Here is a 16,922-nt window from a genome sequence, read left to right on the forward strand (position 1 = left end):
ACTTTTTCAAACTAGCCTCCGGCGGCGTGCTGTTGGCGGGGCTTTCCCCCAGCAGCAAAGCTGAGGTACAAAATCGACCACCGATCCCCGGTGCGCTGGGCATGTTGTATGACTCCACGTTATGTGTGGGTTGTCAGGCCTGCGTGAGCAAATGTCAGCAGGTCAATCATAGTGAGGTCTATGCCAGTGGTGACGCCCTTTGGGCGGATAACGACAAACTCAGCCCCTACACCAACAATATCATTCAGGTCTGGACCAGCGGCGCGGGCATTCATAAAGATCAATTGGAAGATGGCTACGCCTATATCAAAAAGCAATGCATGCATTGCGTTGATCCTAATTGTGTTTCCGTCTGCCCGGTTAGTGCGCTGCGCAAAGATACTAAAACCGGCATTGTTCACTATGACCCAGATGTCTGCACCGGTTGCCGCTACTGCATGGTCGGCTGCCCGTTCAATGTGCCGAAATACGATTATCACAACCCGTTTGGCAAGATTCATAAATGTGAATTGTGCAACCAGAAGGGCGTCGAGCGGCTTGATAAAGGCGGCTTACCCGGTTGTGTCGAGGTCTGTCCGACCGGTGCGGTGATATTCGGCACCCGCGAGGAGTTATTGTCCGAGGCGCAGCGACGGTTGACGCTGAAACCGGGCGAGAATTATCGCTTCCCGCGCCAAACACTCAGCGCCAATGACACCTACGAGCATCCGGTTGCCCACTATGACCCGCATGTTTATGGCGAGAAAGAGGGCGGCGGCACTCAGGTATTGGTGCTGGCTGGCATTCCGACCGAGAAACTTGATTTGCCTCCTCTGGCAGAACTGGCGACTGGCGCGCGTTCTGAGCATGTCCAGCACACCTTGTACAAAGGCATGATCCTGCCGCTGGCGGTATTGGCGGGGGTTACCGCGTTGGTGCATCGCAATACCCGTGATGAGCGCAAAGACAGCGATTCTGACAAGCACGATAAAAAGGACGGCCATGATGACGATGCATAAATCCAGCCCACTGGGTGGGCGGCTGGTCAGTTGGCCGGTGATGCTGTTAGCGCCTTTTGTCGTGCTGTGCGCGCTGTTGATTGTCAAACGTTTGGTGCTGGGCTTGGGGTCGGTCAGTGACTTGAATGGCGGCTTCCCGTGGGGGATCTGGATTGCTTTCGACTTACTGGTCGGCACCGGTTTGGCGTGCGGCGGCTGGGCATTGGCCTGGGCGGTTTACGTGTTCAACCGAGGCGAATATCACCCGCTGGTGCGCCCGGCGCTACTCGCCAGTTTGTTTGGTTACGCGCTCGGGGGGCTTTCCATCACCATCGACGTGGGCCGCTACTGGAACTTGCCTTACTTCTTTATTCCCGGCCATTTCAACGTCAATTCGGTGCTATTCGAAACCGCCGTCTGTATGACCATTTATATCGGTGTGATGGCAGTGGAGTTTGCGCCGGCACTGTTTGAACGGTTGGGGTGGAAAGTTTCGCTGAAGCGGCTGAATAAAGTGATGTTTTTTGTTATCGCGCTCGGTGCGCTGCTGCCGACCATGCATCAGTCTTCAATGGGATCATTAATGATCGCCGCCGGTGCCAAGATCCATCCGTTATGGCAAAGCTACGAGATGTTGCCGCTGTTCTCCTTATTGACCGCCGCCATTTTGGGCTTCTCGATTGTTATTTTCGAAGGCTCACTGGTACAGGCTGGATTACGGGGACGGGGAGCCAATGAAGCGCCATTATTCACACGATTAACCACTATCATCGACGTCTTTTTACTGCTGTTTATCGTGCTACGTCTCGGTGAAGTGATGGTGCGCCATAAGACGGAATACCTGTGGCATTTTGACCGCTATGCCATCGCTTTTTGGGCTGAAATTATCCTGATGACCTTGCCGCTACTGATCTTCCGTATTCGGCGGGCCAGAGAGGATAGCCGGTTACTGTTTATCGGGGCGCTTTGCATGATAAGTGGTGGGGCGCTGTGGCGGCTCAATTACTCACTCTTAGCCTTCAACCCCGGCGGCGGCTACAACTATTTTCCCACCACCAGTGAAATCCTGATCTCCATCGGCTTCGTTGCCATTGAGGTATGTGCCTACATTTTATTGATTCGACTGTTGCCGGTGCTTCCTGCTCACGGACAGTTACATAAGAATAATCAGACAGAGGTAAAGCATGAGCCAACGCATCACCATTGATCCCGTCACCCGTATTGAGGGGCACCTGCGGATCGACTGCGAAATTGAGGACGGCAAAGTCATTAAAGCCTGGTCCTCCGGCACCATGTGGCGTGGCATGGAAGAAATTTTACAAGGTAATGATCCGCGCGATGCCTGGATGATTGTGCAGCGCATTTGCGGCGTCTGTACCACCATTCACGCCATTGCTTCAGTGCGGGCAGTGGAAAATGCATTAGGGATGGAAGTGCCAGTTAATGCTCAGCATATCCGTAACTTGATTCTGGCCGCGCACAGCATTCATGACCATATCGTGCATTTCTATCAACTCTCGGCACTGGATTGGGTGGATGTCACCTCTGCGCTGCAAGCCTCACCACAAAAAGCGGCTGCGATGCTGAGTGGGTTGTCCAGTTGGCCGTTGAACAGTGCGGAAGAGTTCACCCGGGTACAGCAGAAAATCAAAGATTTGGTCGCCAGCGGGCAGTTGGGTATTTTTGCCAACGGCTATTGGGGCCATCCGGCGATGGCATTGCCGCCAGAGGTCAATTTGATTGCGGTGGCACATTATCTGCAAGCGCTGGAGTGCCAGCGCGATGCCAACCGTATAGTGGCGGTGCTCGGCGGCAAAACACCGCATATTCAGAATCTGGCAGTGGGCGGGGTTGCCAATCCCATTAATCTGGATATGCCAAGTGTGCTCAATCTGGAACGCCTGATGTTGGTGAAATCCTTTATTGACCGGCTGGGCAGCTTTATTGAGCAGGTTTATAAGGTCGATACAGCGGTGATCGCCGCTCACTATCCGAACTGGCTCAATCTGGGCAAAGGGGCGGATTACTACCTTAGCGTGCCGGAGCTGCCAACCGATCGTAAAGGGGAAAACTTCCTGTTGCCGGGGGGATATCTGGAAAAGGGGGCTTTCCGCCCGATTACCAATCACAACGATCCGTATTTGATCAAAGGTATCGCCGAGAGCGGCAAACACGCCTGGTATCAGGACGACGAACCGCTGGCACCGTGGGAGGGGAAAACCAACCCGAATTACACCGGCTGGCAGGAAGACGGCAAATACTCGTGGGTAAAAGCGCCCACTTTCTACGGCAAAACAGTGGAAGTGGGGCCGCTGGCGTGGCTCATGTGCGGGCTGGCCGCCGGACATGCACCGACTAAACAGCATTTCACTGACATCGGTGCGGCTTACCAAAAACTGAGCGGGCAGGCCATTACCGCCGAACAGTTGCCATCGACTCTGGGGCGCATTATTGGCCGTGCGGTGCATTGCTGTGTACTGCATGAAACCCTGGCCCAGCAATGGACGGCACTGGTCACCAATATTGGTACTGGTGATGTCGAAACCTTTATTAAGCCGGATATTCCGCTAACCGGTGAGATCCGTGGTGTCGGCTTTGAAGAAGCGCCGCGCGGCATGTTATCGCACTGGGTGGTTATCAAGGATGGCAAAATCGCCAACTATCAGGCGGTGGTGCCATCAACCTGGAACGCTGGCCCACGCAATTATAACGATGAGCCGGGGCCATACGAGCAAGCGCTGGTGGGGACACCGGTTGCAGATCCTGCCAAACCACTCGAAGTGGTGCGGACCATTCACTCATTCGACCCGTGTATGTCCTGTGCTGTACATATTGTTGATACAACGGGCAACGAAGTGACCAAAGTCAAGGTGCTGTGATGGGGATTTTGGTATTAGGTATAGGTAATTTATTACTCAGCGATGAAGCTGTCGGTGTGCGAATTGTTGAAGCGCTGGAGCAGCGCTTTCACATCCCACCGGAGCTTGACGTACTGGATGGTGGCACGGCTGGGCTGGAACTGATGGAAGCTATGGCGAACCGCGAACATTTGATTGTGGCTGATGCGGTGCTCACCGGGCAACCACCGGGCAGTGTTGCGGTATTGCGCGATAAAGAGATCCCGGCGATGTTTAGCCGCAAAGTGTCACCGCATCAGTTGGGGTTATGTGATGTGCTGATGGCGCTGCAACTGACCGATGAGTTCCCGCGCCAGCTGACTCTGGTGGGGGTGGTGCCCGAATCACTGGCACCGAATATCGGCCTGACGCCGACAGTCACGCGGGCCATAGAGCCAGCGCTGGAACAGATTCTGGCGGCATTACAGGCCAGTGGGATCACCCTCAAGGCACGAGAAGAAAGTCATGTCTGATGTTATTGCCGGTCATGAGCAAAACCCAGCGGCATTGCTGGAACAGGTTTTCGGCCAGGTGGCTGCCGATGAAATGCGCGGCTTGCCATTTTACCGTGACCACATTCCGCTGCGCGCCTGCGGATTTCAGTTATTTGAGCAGCAATGGATCGGCGCGTTATTGACCCCGTGGATGCTGAGTTTAGTAGTATTACCAGGGCCGCAGCAGAGCTGGCAACGTCGTGCTGTGGGGGAGCGGCTGATGCTGGCACTTCCTTGCGGCACTATTGGTTTTACTGTTAGTGAAATTGCTGGTTGCGGCCAGTATTTGAGCCGCTCATTGATGTCACCGCTGGACACCTCGCTGAGTGCTGAACGGGCGTTACAACTGGCGGAGCAAAGTGCGCGTATGGCGCTCTCACTGCCGGTGATGGATGCCGATGCTCCCGCCAACCCACGGCGGCGGGCTTTGTTTAACAAAGTTAGCCAAATAAAGAATCAGCATGCATGAAATCAGTTTGTGTCTCAGCACGCTGGAGCTGATTGAAAAACAGGCGCGGCTTAACGGTGCTACGCGGATAACCGCGGTCTGGCTGGAAATTGGCGCGCTCTCCTGTATTGAAGAGAGTGCCTTACGCTTCAGTTTTGAGGCCGCCAGCCGCAAAACACTGGCAGAAAATTGCCAATTGCATCTCAGCACCTTGCCCGCGGTGGCCTGGTGTTGGGAGTGCAGCAACAGTGTTGCCATTGAACGGCATGATGCCGGGTGCCCGCATTGCGGCAGTCATGCTCTGCAAGTAGAGAGTGGCAGCAATTTGCAGGTGAAACAGATAGAAGTGGAATAATTCTGAAGGAGTAAATTCCTATGTGTACGACTTGTGGTTGCGCCAGCGGCGAGAGAAAGATCGAGGGCGACGACAATCATCAACATGATGATCACCACCACGACCACCATGACGATCACCACCATCATCATCACGATGACGGCCACCACCACGATCATCACCATGACCAGCACGAAAGTGATGCCCCGACGCAAAAGATTCAGCATAAACATAAACACAAATATGTTGCCAAGGGGACACAGCCGGTGATTGTTCACCATCACTACTATTACCATCAGGGCGATGTTCACCATCACTATCATGGCAAAGCGCCAGAGCCGATGGCGGCCACTGAACCCGAGGACACAGACGCGCCCGTCTCCGAGCCGTTCACTCCACAAGTTCATGCTGACCAGCAAGGGCTGCATTATGGGCAGGGTGAAGCCGGTAGCCATGCGCCGGGCATGGGGCAGCGCCGTTTGTTGCAAATCGAGCAAGATGTGCTGAGCAAAAATAATCAGTTAGCCAGCCATAACCGTGAGCATTTTGTCGAGCAACATATTCTGGCGCTGAATTTGGTTTCCAGCCCCGGTTCCGGCAAAACCACGCTGTTGACCACCACTTTGCAGCTGCTGGCTGGGCAAGTGCCTTGCGCGGTGATTGAAGGTGATCAGCAAACGACTCATGATGCCGAACGCATTCGCGCCACCGGTGTCCCGGCGATTCAGGTCAATACTGGTAAAGGCTGTCATCTGGATGCGCAGATGGTACATGATGCCGCGCACCGCCTGAATCTCAGCAATGACAGCCTGTTGTTTATTGAGAACGTGGGTAATTTGGTGTGTCCGGCCAGCTTTGACCTCGGCGAGCGGCATAAAGTGGCGGTGCTTTCGGTAACGGAAGGCGAAGATAAGCCGCTGAAATATCCTCATATGTTTGCCGCTTCCACACTGATGATTATCAATAAAATCGACCTGCTACCCTATCTGGATTTTGATATTGAGCAGTGTATTGATTATGCCCGTCAGGTGAATCCTGACATTCAGGTGATTGCGCTGTCAGCCAGTAGTGGCGAGGGAATGGATATGTGGCTTGAATGGCTGGAGGCACAGCGATGTGCTTAGGCGTACCCGGCAAAATAGTCGCGGTGGGGGAAGATATCCATCAACTGGCATGGGTGGAAGTGAGCGGTGTCAAACGTGAAATCAATATCGCGTTGGTGTGCGACGAGTCACCGTCTGACCTGCTCGGCCAATGGGTATTGGTGCATGTCGGGTTTGCTATGAGCTTACTTGATGAAGAAGAAGCCCAGCAAACACTGGCGGCATTAGCCCATATGCAAGCCGTTGGGCTGGATCTGGATGATGTCGTCAGCGAGGCTAATGATGCGCTACGTTGATGAATTCCGCGATCCGGCACTGGTCAGTGCATTATTACAGCGGATCGAAAACTTACTGCCACAGCTTGCCGATCAACAACGCTTGCCGCTGCAAATTATGGAAGTGTGTGGCGGCCACACGCACGCGATCTTCAAATTTGGTCTGGATCAACTGCTGCCAGATGGTTTGGAATTTGTTCACGGGCCGGGTTGCCCGGTGTGTGTATTGCCGATGGGCCGTATCGACAGTTGTTTGGAAATTGCCGCTCACCCACAGGTGATTTTCTGCACTTACGGCGACGCTATGCGGGTGCCGGGGCGTAATGGCTCAATGCTGGATGCCAAGCGGCGCGGGGCAGATATTCGTGTGGTTTACTCGCCGCTGGATGCCCTGACATTGGCACAGCGCCATCCTGATCGCGAAGTGGTATTTTTCGGCCTCGGTTTTGAAACCACCATGCCTGCTACTGCCTTAACACTGCAACAAGCCAAACGGCTGGGGCTGACCAACTTCACCGTGTTCTGCCAGCACATCACTATCATTCCTACCTTGCGCAGCCTGCTACAACAACCCGATGTGCGCATTGACGGTTTCCTCGCACCCGGCCATGTCAGCATGGTGATTGGTACTACGCCATACGACTTTATATGCAGCCAATTTAATAAATCGCTGGTGGTCACCGGCTTTGAGCCGCTGGATATTTTGCAGGGGCTGGTGATGCTGCTGGAGCAGATGGTCAGTGGGCGTTGTGCGGTGGAAAATCAATATCGGCGCATTGTGCCCGACAGCGGCAACCTGCTAGCGCAACAGGCGCTGACCGAGGTATTTGCAACCAAAGAGCGCAGCGAGTGGCGTGGATTGGGCGAAATCGCCGATTCCGGTGTACAGCTTAGCCCGACTTATCAGGCGTTTGATGCTGAGCGTCGCTTCACCCCGCAGCAGCAACGAGTGGCCGATGATCCGCGATCCCGTTGCGGTGATGTATTGACCGGGCGTTGCAAACCGGATCAATGCCCGCTGTTTGGTGGCGAATGCACGCCAGATAATGCATTTGGGGCGCTGATGGTTTCCTCCGAAGGGGCTTGCGCCGCCTACCATCGCTACAAATAAGGCCACAACTAAATGAATAAACAAGAGATTACCCTGGCACATGGCAGTGGCGGGCGGGCAATGCAGAGCTTGATAGAATCTCTGTTTTTGGCGGCGTTCTCTAACCCGGCTCTGAATGAGCGGGAAGATCAGGCGCGTATTGCGTTGGCGGATCTGGTTGCACAGGGGGATCGACTGGCGGTATCGACCGACAGCTATGTGATTGATCCTATTTTCTTTCCCGGCGGCGATATCGGCAAACTGGCGGTATGCGGCACGGCCAATGATGTGGCGGTGAGTGGCGCGACTCCACGCTATCTTTCCTGTGGTTTTATTTTGGAAGAAGGGCTACCGATGGCTTCTCTGGAGCGCATTGTGCATTCAATGGCGGCCACCGCACAGCAAGCGGGCATTCAGATAGTCACCGGCGACACCAAAGTGGTTCAGCGCGGTGCGGCTGATAAGATCTTTATCAATACCACCGGCATCGGCGTGATCCCAGCAGATATCCAGTGGGGAACGGCGATGATCCGTGCGGGCGATCGGATCGTTGTCAGCGGCACCTTAGGTGATCATGGCGCAACTATCCTAAATCTACGCGAAGGTTTGGGGCTGGAGGCGGAACTGACCAGTGATTGCGCGCTACTGGCACCTTTGATTGCGCCACTACGCCATATTACCGGTGTGCGGGCGCTGCGTGATGCCACTCGTGGTGGGGTTACGGCAATTCTGCACGAATTCGCCGCCGCCAGCGGCTGTGGCATGGAAATCAACGAAGCGGATTTACCATTAAAACCGGCGGTACGCGGCATTTGTGAATTACTCGGGCTGGATGCACTCAACTTTGCCAATGAGGGCAAGCTGGTGCTGGTGGTCTCACCTGAGGCGCAAGATGCTGTTTTAGCTGAATTACAGCGCCACCCACTCGGCCGTGATGCCGCCGTTATCGGGCAGGTGACCGAGAATAAACAGGTGCGGTTATGTGGCGCATTTGGCGTTTCACGTAAACTGGATTTGCCGTTGGATGAGCCGCTACCTCGAATCTGTTAGCTTGGAGTTTTTGTGGATAAAAACGGTCTCAGTCTGCGGATAAAAGGTAAGGTGCAAGGGGTGGGTTTTCGCCCCTATATCTGGCAACTTGCTCACCGTTTTGGCCTGCAAGGGGATGTCAGTAACGACAGCGCGGGGGTGACGGTTCACCTATGGCAAGCCCCGGCGGTGGCGGATTTTTTACAAGCATTGCCACAAGATTGTCCACCATTGGCGCACATTGATAGCATTGATAGCACGCCATACCACTGGGCGCAGCCGCCGCTGGATTTCGTGATTCAGCACAGCGGGGCCGGTCAGATGGACACCCAAATTGTGCCGGATGCCGCGACCTGTGATGCTTGCCTGAGTGAAATGAATAACCCTGCTAACCGTCGCTACCATTATCCTTTTATCAACTGCACCCATTGCGGCCCACGTTTTACTATTATCCAGCGCATGCCGTATGACCGCCCTTTTACCGCCATGAGTAAGTTCCCGCTGTGTGCGGCTTGTCAGGCCGAATATGACCACCCCGCAGACCGTCGTTTTCATGCCCAGCCCAATGCTTGCGCAGATTGTGGCCCTCAACTGTGGCTAACGGGAGCTGATGGGCAGGCTTTAGCGCAGGGCTTCTCCGCATTAGAGCAAGCCGCTGCTGCGCTGTTGGCGGGCGAAATTGTGGCCATCAAAGGGCTGGGTGGTTTTCATCTGGCGGTGGATGCCACCAATGCTGTCGCCGTGGCCCGCTTGCGCGAGCGTAAACATCGGCCGTCTAAGCCGCTGGCAGTCATGTTACCGGATACCGATTGGCTGCAAAGCTGTGTATCAAGTGCTGATCATACTGCATTGCTCGGTTTGCTACGCAGCCCGGCCGCCCCGATAGTTCTGGTGGCAAAGCAGCCGGAAAGCCCACTTTGTGCGGCGGTTGCGCCCGAGTTACCCGAAATTGGCGTGATGCTGCCGGCTAACCCACTGCAACATTTGCTGCTGCAACAGGTGGCGCGCCCGTTGGTGATGACCTCCGGTAATGGTAGAGGTAAGCCGCCCGCTCTGAGTAATCAACAGGCCCTGAGTACCTTGAGTGAAATTGCTGATTACTGGCTGCTGCACGACAGGGAAATCGTGCAACGCGCAGACGACTCATTGGTGCGCCTGACGCCGCGCGGGGCTGAAATGCTGCGCCGCGCCCGAGGTTATGTACCAGACGCTTTCGAGTTGCCGCCAGGGTTTAGCCAGCAACCCGCTATTTTGGCGCTGGGGGCCGATATGAAAAATACCTTTTGCTTACTGCGAGACAGCAATGCAGTGCTAAGCCAGCATTTGGGTGATCTGGAAGATCGCGATATTGCGCAGCAACAGCAGCAGTTACTCGCGCTGTTTTGCGATATTTATCATTTTACCCCGCAGGCGGTGGTGGTGGATGCGCACCCCGCTTATGTCAGTCACCAATTTGGCCGAGAATGGGCGGCGCAACACCACATTCCCTGCGTGGAAGTGCTGCATCATCATGCTCATTTGGCGGCTTGCCTGGCAGAACATGGTTGGCCGCGTCAAGCTGGAGAGGTAATAGGCCTGGCGTTGGACGGGCTGGGATATGGCGCGGGAGGGAAGCTATGGGGCGGCGAATGCCTACGAGTGGATTATGTGAATTGTGAATATGTTGGCGGTTTGCCTGCGGTGGCTTTACCCGGTGGGGATTTGGCCTCGCGCCAGCCGTGGCGCAATTTACTGGCACAGTTTCAGCGCTTTGTACCGAATTGGCAAAACGTGCCCGAGGCGGCAGCGATCCCCCAACCGCAGGGTGAGGTACTGGCGCGGGCGATTGCGCGCGGCATTAATGCGCCATTAGCTTCATCGGCGGGGCGGTTATTTGATGCGGTAGCGGCGGCGCTAAATATTATACCGCAGGCCATCAGCTGGGAGGGTGAGGCGGCTTGCCTGCTGGAGGCACTGGCATGGCAAAGTTCCAGAACAGTTCCACCCGTTACTATGCCACTACGCGATAATCAATTGGACTTAGCGACCTTTTGGCGACAATGGCTGGCTTTCGATGCTGCACCGGCTGAAAGAGCTTATGCTTTCCACTTTGCTCTCGCGCAGGGCTTTGCGGCTTTGGCCCGACAGGCAGCACAGCGCTTTAGCATTGAAACTATTGCATTTTCTGGCGGCGTGCTGCATAACCGATTGCTACGTGAATTACTCAGCGAACAATTGCATGATTTCCAGCTATTGATGCCCCAGCGCCTGCCAGCCGGTGATGGTGGTCTGGCGCTGGGGCAGGCATTAATAGCGGCTGCGCGTAGCTGATCAGGGCGATTGTACCGTGCCAGAGCTGCTGATAGTGCGGGTAAGCGGCGAGTCATTAAAACCAGTGTTTTTCAGAACAGAATAATTCGAAGTGATGATTGCAGCAGATCGTGTTTAATAGCGGTCAATCGTGTTAATAATAGTCAAAATTGTCGGTAGAAATGTCGGTAGAAAGCGCATTGGCTTTAAACCCGATAGCTGAGCGTATCTTAGCGGCTATTACCGTAAATCCGACTATTACGATTGTTGAAATGGCCAATGAATTGAAAGTCAGTAGCCGTACAATTGAGCGTAATATCAAACAACTACAACAGAAGGGTTGCCTGGTTAGAGTGGGTGCGACCAAAAGTGGCTATTGGAGGATTATTTGATGGATTTATTCCCAGATGCACTGGCCAGCGCTTGCTTACAGCAATTTCGTACCACGCCGCCATTGGTGCATTGTCTGACCAACGAAGTGGTACAGTCATTTACAGCCAATGTGTTACTCGCACTGGGGGCTTTCCCTGCGATGGTGGTAGAGCCACAAGAGGCGGCGCAATTCAGTACCATGGCGAACAGTTTGCTTATCAATATTGGTACGTTGCATCGGGCGCGAGCAGAGTCGATGCTGAGCGCGATAACGGCAGCTAATCAAGCGGGCACACCATGGGTACTCGATCCGGTTGCTGTGGGTGGTCTGGTATATCGCACTGATTTTGCCCGCCATTTACTCACCCTAAAACCTGCGGCTATACGTGGAAATGCCTCAGAGATCATGGCATTGAGTGGTATGGCAACCATGGGGCGCGGTGTTGATAGTGTCGATACGTCACTGGCGGCATTACCGGCCGCTCGCCAATTGGCACAGCGCGCCCAGACAGTGGTTGCGGTGACGGGGGAGGTTGATTACATCACTGATGGTCAGCGCGATGTTGCGGTGACCGGTGGCGATAAGCTAATGACCCGCGTGGTCGGGACCGGTTGTGCATTATCTGCGGTGGTGGCGGCGTTTTGTGCGCTAGAAGGGGATCGTTTGCACCATGTTGCGACCGCTTGCCGAATTATGTCGCAGGTCGGGGGGCAAGTATCTCAACGCGTCGCAGGGCCGGGGAGTTTTGTGCCAGCCTTCCTTGATGGTCTTTATCAATTGGAAACCCTGACGTATTAAGTCTCGCCTGATTTTATTTCCAAATTCAAATTAATTATGAGCCTCTTGGGAGGCTTTTTATTATTTAAATAATATCCAGCAAATGTTTTGGCATGGTTTAAAATTTGTATGGAGAGCACTGTCATTCTTTTGTCTTCTTGGTCTTTTTCTACATCCCTGTTTTTTAGTTCCCTAATAAACATATAGGAAAATACAATGGCCATTCTGAATAGTTATAAAATTGTGGCGTTATTTACCATCGGGATATTTGTGGCAGGATGCACTTCAAACGTAACAACCAGCGCACAATACTCTGGTTTTATTAGTGATTATAGTAAGTTGCAAGAAGCTGAATCCGCGAGTGGTCAAAAAGTATTACGCTGGGTCTCCCCCGATTTTAATGCTAAGAAATACACCGGTGTTTATTATACGCCATTGGTCTATTACCCAAGTTCTACACCTACTCATCGAGTAAATCAAAAAACATTAGATGAAATACTGGCTTACGCGAATAAAAGACTTAAAGAAGCGGTTAGCCACCAATTACCGTTAGTCAATTCTCCGAAAAGACGTAATACATTGATTGTTCGGGCCGCCATTACTGCGGTTTCCGCCGAAGATAAAAATCTTGAAGTCTATGAGATGATACCTATCGCCGCTGTTATTGCCGGAACCATGGCAGCCAGTGGTAATAGGGCACAACAAGCCGCACTTTACCTCGAAGTACAGGTTATCGACTCCAATACCGGAAAACCGGTCATTGTCGTGGTACGTAAAGCTTATGGTAAGGAAGTGAGTAACAGTGGTGAACCTATTACCGCTGATGAAGTAAAAAGCACAATAGATGGATTGGTCTACGACATTATTAATTTCAAGGCCAAAAGCCAACCCACCTCGTAAAATACCTATTACCGCTCAGCCTCTGTGAACAATTAATCTGGAGACTGGGCGGTACCTGATGAAAGGTTACTCACTGTGCCCTGCTTGATGAGTAATATTTAATAGCTCACTTAATTTCATTGGTTTTCCTAACAGATAGCCCTGAGCCTCATCACACATTAACGTTTGCAGATGCTCGAGTTGTTCTACGGTTTCAACCCCCTCAGCGGTCACGGTCATGGACAGGGCATGGCCGAGGTTAATAATGCCCTCTACAATCGACCGACCTTCATGGGATTGTGTTAGTTCATCAATAAAGCTCTTATCAATTTTCAGGCCATCGAAGGGGAAACGGCGCAGATAATTCAGTGACGAATATCCGGTGCCAAAATCATCCATTGATAAACGCACCCCCAAAGCTTTTAAGGCTGTCATGGTTTTAAATGCCCCATCTGCATCTTCAATCATTATCCGCTCAGTGATTTCCAGTTCCAGCCGATGACTGGGTAAGCCACTCAACAACAGGACTTGCCGCACACGTTCGATCAACCGTTGGCTTCTGAATTCAATAGCAGAAATATTGACTGAAATAATCAGTGATGCCGGCCATGTTGCCGCATCCTGACAGGCTTGCAGCATTGTCCAATCACTGATAGCAGTGATAAGGCCGGTTTCTTCTGCCAGAGCAATAAATTGATCTGGCATCAGCAGCCCTAATACTGGGTGATTCCAGCGCACCAGTGCTTCGGCACCGGTCAGTTGCGTCCCTTTAATGCGATAGCGCGGCTGATAGTAAAGGCTAAATTCATTATGTTTAATCGCCTGGCGCAAGAAACGCTCCAGCTCGCTGCGCTGCATCAGGCGGTCATTCATTTCACTGGAATAGAAACTCCAGCGGTTACTACCACTGTTTTTAGCTTCATACATGGCAATATCAGCAAAGCGTAACAGCTCCTCGGCTTGCATTGAGTCCTGCGGTGCCAGGGCAATACCGATGCTGGCACTGATAAAAATATCTTTCTCATTAATGATATACGGGCTTTCTATACGCGCGATAACACGGGCGCAGAGCTGTTCTATTTCTTTGGTTGAAGATAGCCCGCTAATAATCAGAATGAACTCATCCCCTCCCTGGCGAGCCACTAAATCCTGATCGCGCAAACAACTTCTCAGGCGTTCAGACACCTGATGTAACACCTGATCGCCCGCCACATGACCAAAGGTATCGTTAACCGGTTTGAATTTATCCAGATCAACATTGAGGATCACCAATGGATGCGGCGCAGCGGCCAGATTGCGCAGTTTGTTTTCCAAAAACTCTTTCATTCGCAGGCGGTTGGGCAAACCAGTCAGCGCATCATGCAGAGAAAGATGTTGGATTCGCTCCTGCGCTTCTATCTCTCGGGTGATGTCCGAGGCGGTGCCCCGAAAACCAATATTCTGGTCATTTTTGATGATAGGTTTGGCATAAATCCGACAAATACGTTTGTCGCCTTTGGCGGAGAAATAGGTGCATTGCAGCTCATTGCGCGACTCAGTCAAATGTGTGTATTGCAGCCAGGAGCGCAGCGGGATCACGTCACAATTTAACAGTGAATCGAGATTACGGCCCAGCCATTGCTCAACACTTAGCCCGGTAATAGTTAAAAATCGCTGAGATAGATAAGTGATGCGCAGATCGGCATCTGTTTCCCAGAGCCAATCAGTGGCCGCTTCCGCCACGTGACGAAAGCGCTCTTCGCTGGCGATTAACGCTGCTTTATTTTCATCGGCAGCGCGCGCCTCTGCCATGGCGCGGCGCAGAACCCACCAACCGCTCAGCCCAAGTACCAGGGCAACCAACCCCAGCAGTGGCAGCAAGATATTGAGTAGTTGAGCGCCCGGCATGTTTTGATTCCAAAGCAGTGTCACACTACTGTTGTCATTTGACGATAATTGTAGTGAGGGATTGGACGCGGCATCTTTTTCATCCTGGGGAATGCGGAGTTGATGAAGACCGTAACTCTCCCCCAGAATATTCAACTCACTTTGGGTCAATAAGTTGGCGAAGACCAGAACTGACGGTGGGCCAGCAACGGCTTGAACTCTAGGGTCATTGCCGGGGGTGATTGCGGCCGCAGCAATGACGGCCGGTAGCCCATTAACATTGATGATTTCCGTGGCCGCATACTCTTTTTCAGCCTGCCTGCGCACCGAATCTATAAACGGCGTAATATCTTCGTGGAGCCAGTCTTGTAGACGGGTATTCGCCAATTGCCCGTTAATGACGGAATAACGAGTGTTCCCTTGTCCATCAATAACAAAAACACCCTCATAGCCAAAGTTTTCGTAAAGTGATGGCCCCATATTTTGGCTGACAAAGGCCCAGTTAGGGTCAACTGTGACATGCAAATGTTTATAAGCATCACCCCAAAAAGCGTTATCTTTTATTCTGGCTTTTATGGATTTTTGGCGCATTTCCCATGCTTTTTCCACCAGAAACTGGCTTTGGGATACCGCTTGTTCATTTAATTGTGACGCGATGTAGATAATGCCCGCTGCGGCAATAATAATCGTTGCCGCAACTAACAATGCCATGGTTTGCAAAGTCCGCTTGGCAAAGAAAACATTTTCCCCTCTTGCCCGCGGTTCTGGCGGGGTGGAGTTTGTCATAGTCAATTCCTTTATACCCGTCATCGTCCAAATTGGCTCCAGACTGATTAACTTCTCGCTTACTGCATCTTTCGGTAGCTGGAAATCTCTGGGGCATACTTATTAAATATCGGTTTAATCCACAGGAACTGAAGGCTCTGAGGCAATACAAACTAGCATAATTCAGCTGACTTATTATTTGAGCTTAGAATAATATGATGTTTTCTTGCTTTTTTTCTATCGAAAAAGAATGAGAGTAAAGCCAAACTGGCGGTTTACCTCCCCTATTTACTGCGCGATGAATCTATTCAAGGTGTGCTGAGAGGATTATGACTCAGACAGTGGCCAGCAATATGAATTTTTGTCGCAAGACGTTAAAGTGACTTCAGATTATTATTAATCAAACTAAGCTTTTTACATCCTATCCGAACTAATTACCCGCCGAGAGCAAGGAATGAATGACCATGTCTACACTAAATTGGGTTCGCGACACGATAATGCTAAACGTGCAGCGAGTCTTATGTGCTCGGCGCGATTATCTGCCCGTATATGCCGCTGTATTAATACTGGGTATTAGTTCTCAGAGCGTCATGGCTGCAACACCTTTACCCGCGGTGACCGTCGCAGTCGTGACCTCAGCAACCCCAGATAGTGCATTGCAGTTTCTCGGACGGGTGGAAGCTATTCAGGCGGTGGATGTAACAACCCGAACCGAAGGGTTTATTGCCGCCAGATTGTTTACTGAAGGCCAGATGGTTAAGCAGGGGGATCTCCTATATGAAATTGATCCTGCTTTGCATCAGGCGTCTGTGACTCAGGCCCAGGCCCAGTTAGACAGTGCAACCGCCAGCGCCAACCATGCACAGGTGAATCTCACCCGTTTACAGCGTTTAGGCAATAACCGCTCGGTCAGTCAGGCTGAAGTCGATGAAGCACAAGCGCAGCGAGATATCAGCCGAGCGGCGGTGGCTCAGGCGCAGGCAAACTTGCAGATTCAACAACTGCAACTCAGTTTTACCCGTATTTATGCCCCGATCACCGGCCAAATTGGTCATAGTCGCTTCAATGTTGGCAGTTTGGTTAACCCAGCCAGTGGCACTTTAGTGAGTATTGTGCAACTTGACCCTATTCGGGTGGCTATAGCGGTCAATGAAAGAGATTACATCACTGCCACCTATCAGTTATCCACGACAGGGGCTGCCTCTGCCAGCGACAACAGCGCATTGGCATTTGAGCATTTCACTCCGCGTATTCAGTTGGCAAATGGTAAGCAATATCCCGAAAGCGGTGTTTTTGAATCTGTCGATAATCAAATTGATAAACAGA

Annotated in this window: 16 protein-coding genes; 15 read left to right on the plus strand and 1 reads right to left on the minus strand. The window is 52.3% G+C overall.

What is annotated here, in order from left to right:
* The 14 genes from hybA to ACNSO8_RS11815 all read left to right on the plus strand — a co-directional run.
* The coding region (gene hybA, locus ACNSO8_RS11750) for a hydrogenase 2 operon protein HybA (protein WP_418394720.1) at positions 1 to 998 on the plus strand (998 nt) is incomplete at its 5' end.
* Positions 985 to 2,184: a Ni/Fe-hydrogenase cytochrome b subunit gene (gene hybB, locus ACNSO8_RS11755; RefSeq protein WP_411917657.1), complete on the plus strand. Its 1,200-nt coding sequence runs from the start codon at positions 985 to 987 to the stop codon at positions 2,182 to 2,184. The genes hybA and hybB, both read left to right, overlap by 14 nt.
* Positions 2,162 to 3,856, plus strand: coding sequence for a hydrogenase 2 large subunit (gene hybC, locus ACNSO8_RS11760; RefSeq protein ID WP_019079068.1), 1,695 nt, complete (start codon positions 2,162 to 2,164; stop codon positions 3,854 to 3,856). The genes hybB and hybC overlap by 23 nt, the downstream gene beginning before the upstream one ends.
* The gene (locus ACNSO8_RS11765) at positions 3,856 to 4,347 is read left to right on the plus strand and encodes a HyaD/HybD family hydrogenase maturation endopeptidase (protein WP_019079067.1); all 492 of its coding nucleotides are present in this window, start codon (positions 3,856 to 3,858) and stop codon (positions 4,345 to 4,347) included. The genes hybC and ACNSO8_RS11765 overlap by 1 nt, the downstream gene beginning before the upstream one ends.
* Entirely contained in the window at positions 4,340 to 4,837 is a 498-nt protein-coding gene (gene hybE / locus ACNSO8_RS11770; RefSeq protein WP_019082360.1) for a hydrogenase-2 assembly chaperone, read from the plus strand. The genes ACNSO8_RS11765 and hybE overlap by 8 nt, the downstream gene beginning before the upstream one ends.
* On the plus strand, positions 4,830 to 5,171 hold the full coding sequence (gene hypA, locus ACNSO8_RS11775; protein ID WP_019079065.1) for a hydrogenase maturation nickel metallochaperone HypA: 342 nt from the start codon (positions 4,830 to 4,832) through the stop codon (positions 5,169 to 5,171). The genes hybE and hypA overlap by 8 nt, the downstream gene beginning before the upstream one ends.
* Before the next feature lie 20 nt (positions 5,172 to 5,191).
* Positions 5,192 to 6,274 (plus strand): hydrogenase nickel incorporation protein HypB, encoded by a 1,083-nt coding sequence (gene hypB, locus ACNSO8_RS11780; RefSeq protein ID WP_418394721.1) that lies wholly within the window; start codon positions 5,192 to 5,194, stop codon positions 6,272 to 6,274.
* Positions 6,265 to 6,549 carry a hydrogenase maturation factor HybG gene (hybG, locus tag ACNSO8_RS11785; protein WP_019082361.1) on the plus strand — a complete coding sequence of 95 codons (285 nt, stop codon included), beginning with the start codon at positions 6,265 to 6,267 and terminating at the stop codon, positions 6,547 to 6,549. The genes hypB and hybG overlap by 10 nt, the downstream gene beginning before the upstream one ends.
* Positions 6,536 to 7,639, plus strand: a complete 1,104-nt coding sequence (gene hypD, locus ACNSO8_RS11790; protein ID WP_418394724.1) for a hydrogenase formation protein HypD — start codon at positions 6,536 to 6,538, stop codon at positions 7,637 to 7,639. Before hybG ends, hypD begins: the two co-directional genes overlap by 14 nt.
* A 12-nt stretch (positions 7,640 to 7,651) precedes the next feature.
* Positions 7,652 to 8,668, plus strand: a complete 1,017-nt coding sequence (hypE, locus tag ACNSO8_RS11795) for a hydrogenase expression/formation protein HypE (RefSeq protein ID WP_019082362.1) — start codon at positions 7,652 to 7,654, stop codon at positions 8,666 to 8,668.
* Positions 8,669 to 8,680: 12 nt separating this feature from the next.
* Positions 8,681 to 10,957 (plus strand): carbamoyltransferase HypF, encoded by a 2,277-nt coding sequence (gene hypF, locus ACNSO8_RS11800; protein ID WP_418394722.1) that lies wholly within the window; start codon positions 8,681 to 8,683, stop codon positions 10,955 to 10,957.
* A 161-nt stretch (positions 10,958 to 11,118) separates the two neighbouring features.
* Positions 11,119 to 11,328 (plus strand): winged helix-turn-helix transcriptional regulator, encoded by a 210-nt coding sequence (locus ACNSO8_RS11805; protein WP_172654489.1) that lies wholly within the window; start codon positions 11,119 to 11,121, stop codon positions 11,326 to 11,328.
* A complete protein-coding gene (gene thiM, locus ACNSO8_RS11810) occupies positions 11,328 to 12,107 on the plus strand; it encodes a hydroxyethylthiazole kinase (RefSeq protein WP_057630909.1) in 780 nt (259 codons plus the stop codon). The genes ACNSO8_RS11805 and thiM overlap by 1 nt, the downstream gene beginning before the upstream one ends.
* A 195-nt stretch (positions 12,108 to 12,302) precedes the next feature.
* Entirely contained in the window at positions 12,303 to 12,986 is a 684-nt protein-coding gene (locus ACNSO8_RS11815) for a DUF3313 domain-containing protein (protein ID WP_046050256.1), read from the plus strand.
* Between the two features lie 66 nt (positions 12,987 to 13,052).
* Here the strand turns inward: ACNSO8_RS11815 and ACNSO8_RS11820 are convergent, their stop codons facing one another.
* Positions 13,053 to 15,617, minus strand: coding sequence for an EAL domain-containing protein (locus ACNSO8_RS11820; protein WP_019082365.1), 2,565 nt, complete (start codon positions 15,615 to 15,617; stop codon positions 13,053 to 13,055).
* Between the two features lie 443 nt (positions 15,618 to 16,060).
* Here ACNSO8_RS11820 and ACNSO8_RS11825 point away from each other — a divergent pair.
* Positions 16,061 to 16,922: efflux RND transporter periplasmic adaptor subunit (locus ACNSO8_RS11825; protein ID WP_418394723.1), on the plus strand; the 862-nt coding region annotated here is incomplete at its 3' end.

This window comes from Yersinia sp. LJYL362 (genome assembly GCF_048323875.1).

Excerpts from the sequence above, each read along its gene's own strand:
- hybB (WP_411917657.1), top strand. The coding sequence starts at position 985 with ATGACGATGCATAAATCCAGCCCACTGGGTGGGCGGCTGGTCAGTTGG.
- hybC (WP_019079068.1), top strand. The coding sequence starts at position 2,162 with ATGAGCCAACGCATCACCATTGATCCCGTCACCCGTATTGAGGGGCAC.
- ACNSO8_RS11765 (WP_019079067.1), top strand. The coding sequence starts at position 3,856 with ATGGGGATTTTGGTATTAGGTATAGGTAATTTATTACTCAGCGATGAA.
- hybE (WP_019082360.1), top strand. The coding sequence starts at position 4,340 with ATGTCTGATGTTATTGCCGGTCATGAGCAAAACCCAGCGGCATTGCTG.
- hypA (WP_019079065.1), top strand. The coding sequence starts at position 4,830 with ATGCATGAAATCAGTTTGTGTCTCAGCACGCTGGAGCTGATTGAAAAA.
- hypB (WP_418394721.1), top strand. The coding sequence starts at position 5,192 with ATGTGTACGACTTGTGGTTGCGCCAGCGGCGAGAGAAAGATCGAGGGC.
- hybG (WP_019082361.1), top strand. The coding sequence starts at position 6,265 with ATGTGCTTAGGCGTACCCGGCAAAATAGTCGCGGTGGGGGAAGATATC.
- hypD (WP_418394724.1), top strand. The coding sequence starts at position 6,536 with ATGCGCTACGTTGATGAATTCCGCGATCCGGCACTGGTCAGTGCATTA.
- hypE (WP_019082362.1), top strand. The coding sequence starts at position 7,652 with ATGAATAAACAAGAGATTACCCTGGCACATGGCAGTGGCGGGCGGGCA.
- ACNSO8_RS11805 (WP_172654489.1), top strand. The coding sequence starts at position 11,119 with ATGTCGGTAGAAAGCGCATTGGCTTTAAACCCGATAGCTGAGCGTATC.
- thiM (WP_057630909.1), top strand. The coding sequence starts at position 11,328 with ATGGATTTATTCCCAGATGCACTGGCCAGCGCTTGCTTACAGCAATTT.
- ACNSO8_RS11815 (WP_046050256.1), top strand. The coding sequence starts at position 12,303 with ATGGCCATTCTGAATAGTTATAAAATTGTGGCGTTATTTACCATCGGG.
- ACNSO8_RS11820 (WP_019082365.1), bottom strand. The coding sequence starts at position 15,617 with ATGACAAACTCCACCCCGCCAGAACCGCGGGCAAGAGGGGAAAATGTT.